Consider the following 6,028-nt stretch of genomic DNA (forward strand, 5'->3'; position numbering starts at 1 on the left):
TGCGCTGGCCGACCGGTGGCAATCTCTAGCGCCGCCCGACTGGTTGCGCCGCCCGACCGCGCAAAGGGGGCTCTAACACGGAGAGCCCCCCGGTCGCGTGAGTTACCAGATGCTCACGCGATCTTTTTCGTCCAGCCACATGCCGTCGCCAGGTTGCACATCGAAGGCCTCGTAGAACTCCGCTACGTTCGAGCTAGTGACGTTGCAGCGGAACTCCGCGGGGGAGTGCGGGTCAATGGAGATGAACTGCGCCGACAGTTGTGGGCGGATCGCGGTTTGCCAGACCCGGGCCCAGCTAATGAACAACCGCTGCAGCGCCGTGAATTCGGTATTGGCCACGGCATCCAATCCCTCCATCTGCAGTTTTGGCGCGGAATCGAAGTCTTGGCCCTGGTCGGCCAAGTAACGGCGCAGTGCCACCACGGCGATCCCCAGTCCACCCAGATCACCGATGTTTTCACCCAGTGTGAGCCGGCCATTGACCTTGTGCTCGGTGATCCCGCGCTGCTCCAGGCCGGTGGGAACCAAACCATCGAATTGATCCACAAGGCGCTTGGTCAGCGCGGTGAACGCTTCCCGGTCCTCATCGGTCCACCAAGAGTTCAAATTGCCATCGCCGTCGTACTTCGACCCTTGATCGTCGAAACCGTGCCCGATTTCGTGACCGATGACTGCGCCGATCGCACCAAAGTTCTGCGCCGCATCGGCATCGGGGGAGAAAAATGGTGGGCGCAGAATAGCCGCCGGGAACGTAATGTCGTTATTCACCGGGTTGTAGAACGCATTGACGGTTTGGGGGGTGGCGAACCATTCGCCCTTGTCACTGGGCTTGCCCAACTTGCTGACTTCGTAATCGTGGTTGAACTCCGCAGCCGCGCGCACGTTGGCCACTAGGTCAGCCCCTTTCGGGCTGATTTCCAGCCCCGCAAAGGAACGCCACTTGTCTGGGTAACCAATCTTGGGCTGGAACTTGTCCAACTTCGCCAACGCCTTTTCGCGCGTCACTGGAGTCATCCACTGCAACCCCGAAATCCGCTCCCGGTACGCTTCGATGAGGTAATCGACCAGTTCAAGCATCTTTTCTTTGTACTCGGGTGGGAAGTGCTCGGCCACGAATTTCTGGCCGACCTCTTCACCTACTGACCCTTCTACTAGGCCGACGCCACGCTTCCACCGATCCCTTTGTTCCGTTGCACCACTCAGTGTTCGGCCGTAGAACTCCCAATTGCGCTTCCCAATGGCCTCGGGCAGAACTCCCGCGCGAGCAGTGAGTACTCGCCAGTAGGCCCAGAGCTTCCACTGGTCGAGGTCAATCGTGGAATCTTGGGCCATGTCCGCGACGTGGTCTAAGTAGGAAGGTTGATTGACGATGATCGTTTTGCCGCCGGCGGAATGTGGATCAACGTGGGTGGCCTCCAACCATTTCGCGAAAGGAAACGCGGTGGGCAGGTCGCTGATGGCAGTTGGGTTATACGTCTTTTCTGCTTCGCGGCTATCGACGTTATTCCAATGCCCCTTGGCTAAGCGGGTTTCGAAATCGAAGATGGCCTCAGCGGCCTCTTCAGCGCTGGCCTCCGCGAAACGGCCGGGTCGGGCCTGTTCTTGCGCGAGGTTCAGCATATCCACAATGAATGCTTGGTAGGCTTCGCGCGTTTCCGCGTGCTGATCCTCGCGGTAATACGCCTCATCCGGCAGGCCGATGCCAGTTTGGACGAGGTAAACGATTTCCTTGTCCTCACTGGAATCCTTTTCAATGAAGTACCCGACGGCGCCGCCCACGCCGTAGGTATCCAGCGTGCCCAACGCGGTCGCCAGATCCTCGAGTCGGGAGGCGGACCTGATCGGATCCAGGTCGGCGTCGAGAACAGAAAGACCAGCGGCTTCAATGCCAGCAGTATCCATAAATGAAGAGTAGAGCGCCCCGACCCGGCCGGAGGGATCTTCCTTGGCAGTGGTTTCGATGAGGGCGCGGACATCGGCTTCAGAGCGATCGCGCAACGCGGTGAATGCGCCATCAATGGGACGGTCGGCCGGAATCTCGTGGTTAGCGAGGAATTCCCCGTTGATGTAGCGGTACAAGTCCTGTTGCGGGGTGGGCCGGCCGGTAGAGCGCTCCGAAATATTGTCTGGGATTGTTGCGGCGCTCGTGGTTGTCGCGGCGCCCGCGGAAGGGGTGGTGCCCGTGGTCGTTGCGGTGCCCGCGGAGGGGGCGGAGTTGGAATTCGTTTCAGTCATGGTTTCCACCTTAGACATGGAGCCAGACACGATTGGGGTTTGGAGTGAAACACGCGTGAGGCATGGGGCCTTGCTTACCAGATCGCGTTGGGCATGGGGTGGAGACAGCATCAATTGGGCGTGGGGCATGGGGCCTTGCCTACCAGGTCGCCTAACGCGTGAACGCCAGCATGGATTGTGCGTGGGGCATGGGGCCTCGCCTGCCAGAGAGCCTAACGCGACAAGGCCAGCATGAATTGGGCGTGGGGCATGGGGCCTTGCTTACCAGGTCGCCTGACGCGTGAACGCCAGCATGCATTGGGCGTGGCTTTTGTGCCAGACACGCCCGGAACGCGGAAAAATTTTTTAACCGGAAACTATGGGGGCGGGGGCACTCAGGGAGGGGCGGCGGGACGTTAACTAGGGATTTTGGGGTGCAATGGAGAGTTGGCCGAAAGAATTGTTGTGTATTGATGTAAATGAGGTTGGTGTTACTACTGTGTTTTTTGGGAATCTTGAGTATTGTGTTACTCATGCTTTTATTGCCATGGCGCCGAAACGCGCGCACTACCGCCCCCGCCCGCATCACTGCAGCGGCCCTCGTCGGTTCTGCAGCAACCGTTGCGGCGTTGTTCGCAACTAACGTGATTCCTGTTCCTACCTGGGCACTCCCAGGCATTGACGTAGCCTCCCACCAGCACCCTGGCGGTGCTGCCATTGACTGGAATGCCGTAGCTGCTTCCGGTCAAAAATTCGCTTTTGTCAAGGCGACCGAGGGTGTGGGTTATACCAACCCATACTTCGTTTCGGATTCCATTAAGGCTCAGGAAGCCGGCATCGTGCCTGGTAGCTACCACTACGCCAAGCCAGGCACGGGAAGTCCACGCGCAGAAGCGCGTTTCTACGCAAGTGCGTTGACCACCGGTCCGCAGCCATCCCTTCCCCCCGTGCTGGACTTGGAGGAAACTGGTGGGCTGGACCCAGTTTCACTGCAAAATTGGGTGCGTGAGTGGATTGATGAGATCAAGATCCTGACCGGGCGCGATCCAATCATCTACACCTACTACGCATTCTGGATGCAGCAGATGGGTAACACCACGGAGTTCTCCGAGTACCCACTCTGGCTGGCCTATTACAACACCCAACTGCCCAACCAAATCCCAGGTGGCTGGGATGAAGTCACCTTCTGGCAGTACTCCGGTTCTGGTAGTGCAGCAGGTGTACAGACCCAAGTGGACTTGAACGAGTACTACGGGTCGGATGCACAACTGCAGCAGCTGGCGCAGAAAATGTCGACCGATTCAAAGGCGGGTAAAGACGCAGCTGCGTTGAAGCCAATTCGCGACATCGTGAAAGACGAAGCGGGTGTGGTCAATAAGGTGGAACACCTCACCGGTGTGGATGTGCCACTGACGACCGACTTCGTGATGCTTTTGCTGGGTGTGATTGGCGGGCGCGTATCCCCGGAGACGTTGCTAACTCAGGGGGCTCAGCAGCTTCAGGGTACGGCCATGGGCTCATCTGAGGGCGCGCCTCAGCCCGATCAGGTCTCAGGCTCCGTGAAGGCCGGGCAAGAAGGATTGAAGGCCGTTACTGCGTTGGCTAAAGCCTTCCAAGAATTCAATAAGTCGGGCGGGCAGGTGCCGATCGACGCGCTGCTGCCTCTACTGCAAGGTGCTGCCGGCTCCGCGGGCGCGGGCGGGGCAGGCGCAGGTGGCCAGATAAATGTCAGCCAGCTGCTGAAGCTGCTGCAGCAGTTCGGTGGTACGCAGAACTGGAACGCTAAGCTGCAAAGTGGCCAGGTTTCCGCAGATCCGAACGCGATGCAGGAACTGGCTGATGAGGCAGCCAAGGCGGTCCCGACCCCAGCGGGCAAGAAGGCCGCTCAGCAGTTGCCTCAGCTGGTTCAGGGCGGCGCGAAGGGTGCAGGCGCTGGAAACGGTGCTGGCGCGGGAGTAACTGCGAAGTAGTGGGGTGCCCTGATGGTGTCGGCGCGGGGTGCTGGCGCGGGAGTAACTGCGAAGTGTGGGGTGCCCTGATGGCGCCGGTACTGCGTTAGCTTCGCCGTACGTACCTGCCGGATTGACCTATGTAGGGTTGCAGTGCCGGTGCTAGTGCCGACACTGCTGCAAGGAATCGATCCAAGCGCGTGTACGCGCTTGGAAGCTTCCAACCCGACTTGGATACAAAATGGCGGAACACTCGCGCTCGCGGCGTGAGTGGTTCAAATGAAGCATCTCTAGTTCAGACGTTTGCTTGCTGTGTGAAATGTGGTCATACCTGCCAGTTGATCGCGCCCGTTAATCGAGGAGTGTGCATTTCCGGTGACCAAGTGATCTCCACTCAGTTCTGCTGAGACGTCACCGAAGTTTCTACTACGTCCCGGGGATCACCATGCCCGCAATTACCCTCGATGATGTTTCTTTTTCCTATGGCTCCCACGTCATCCTCGATCGGGTGAGCCCACACCACTATTACCGCCATGCGTTTTCGTATCCGTAACGAAATCTACGAGGGTGTGAGAGCGTGGATTGAAGGACTCTCCAACCGCAAGCGGATCCATTCATCGATCGGCTATCTAAGCCCGATCGACTACGAACTCCACGAAGCCATAGAAATGGCCGCGTGAGCTATACAAACACACTGTTAACAACTTGCAGGCAAGCCCAGCATGCGACTGACGATAATCCGCGTGTGGAGTCGTCGTTTGCCACGCTGAAAAATGACCAGTTGTACTCGCAGGTTTTTGCGTCAATCGAGCATGTTACCCAGTGGGTAGCCGAGTGGGTGGAGTTTTATAACACGCGCCGTCATCACCCAGGCCTGGCGAACTTCACCCCACAGTCCGTCTTGGATGGGACGTGGGCAGTTCGTAACAAGTACAAACAAGCACGCTTTGAATGCAACCCTACTCGGTACCGTCATCGTCGTCCTGTCGTTGCGATCCCGGATGCAAAGGTGTATTTCAATACGGTCAATAGCCCCGGTGATATCAGCAATCAAACAAGTTTGGACATGGTAGCTACCCGCTGAAACGGGATTAGACCACCTCCGCCTATCCCCATGCTTTTCACAAGTATTCTGAATCCAAACGCTTAAACTAGAAAGTTTATCCTCACTAGCCTCTCACAACAGGTCGAACACAAAGAAACATGTCGGGATGGTAGTGAGATAAAGAAGCAGCTAGTCAACCACAACCTTCTAAGGAGACCTCATGCGGAAGTTACGAACCTCAATACTTGCGACACTGACAGCCACATTATCAATCATTACAGCAATCCCCGCCAATGCTGAACCAGAAGCCCCAAACCCACCCATATCTTGGCGTTTAATTGATGAGTCCGCTTTCCCGGAAGGTCTCCCTGAAGGATTTGAGCCCATGCAAGTACCTGAAGGGTTAATATCTGAGTCAATCTCCGAGAATGCAACTAATTCAGTAAACCTTGAACGAGCGTTTATCTGTAGTCCTCATGCTCACGCTGAGAACCCACACACTTCTGGTAGTGATGTATCTACACACGGTTTCTGGAAGAAAAATAACTGTAGCAACTCCCGCGCTAGAGTCCGCGTAGATCTGGCCGCATTCTGGGGAAATCGAAGAACCGGCGTGGGGTCTTGGGTAACCATCACTTCAAACACTCGAGAAATCCGATCCGGTGGCGGGCGCGGACAGAGGGTTACAGCACGTGCATATTGCCATAAATCTGCTCATCTCGTGAGCTGGCGGAATCTAGTCGATGTAGATGTTATTGGCGAACGAGACTGGCCTGGAAGGCAAGAGAGTGAAGTGCCCCGGGTTTTGTTCCTAGGCATT

General features: G+C 57.0%; 3 protein-coding genes. 2 read left to right on the forward strand and 1 reads right to left on the reverse strand.

Translation table 11 applies throughout. The features are described from left to right. Nucleotides 1–102 precede the first annotated feature (102 nt). Entirely contained in the window at nucleotides 103–2,235 is a 2,133-nt protein-coding gene (locus HMPREF3098_RS06610) for a M13 family metallopeptidase (RefSeq protein WP_083284245.1), read from the reverse strand. Nucleotides 2,236–2,747: 512 nt separating this feature from the next. On the opposite strand from HMPREF3098_RS06610, the gene HMPREF3098_RS06615 reads away from it, so the two are divergent. Then, complete coding sequence (locus tag HMPREF3098_RS06615; protein ID WP_083284247.1) at nucleotides 2,748–4,184, forward strand: glycoside hydrolase family 25 protein; 1,437 nt, start codon at nucleotides 2,748–2,750, stop codon at nucleotides 4,182–4,184. A gap of 655 nt (nucleotides 4,185–4,839) precedes the next feature. Continuing rightward, nucleotides 4,840–5,247, forward strand: coding sequence for an integrase core domain-containing protein (locus HMPREF3098_RS06620; RefSeq protein WP_168155998.1), 408 nt, complete (start codon nucleotides 4,840–4,842; stop codon nucleotides 5,245–5,247). Nucleotides 5,248–6,028 lie beyond the last annotated feature (781 nt).

It is taken from the genome of Corynebacterium sp. HMSC28B08 (genome assembly GCF_001806865.1).
Lineage (GTDB): Bacteria > Actinomycetota > Actinomycetes > Mycobacteriales > Mycobacteriaceae > Corynebacterium > Corynebacterium auriscanis.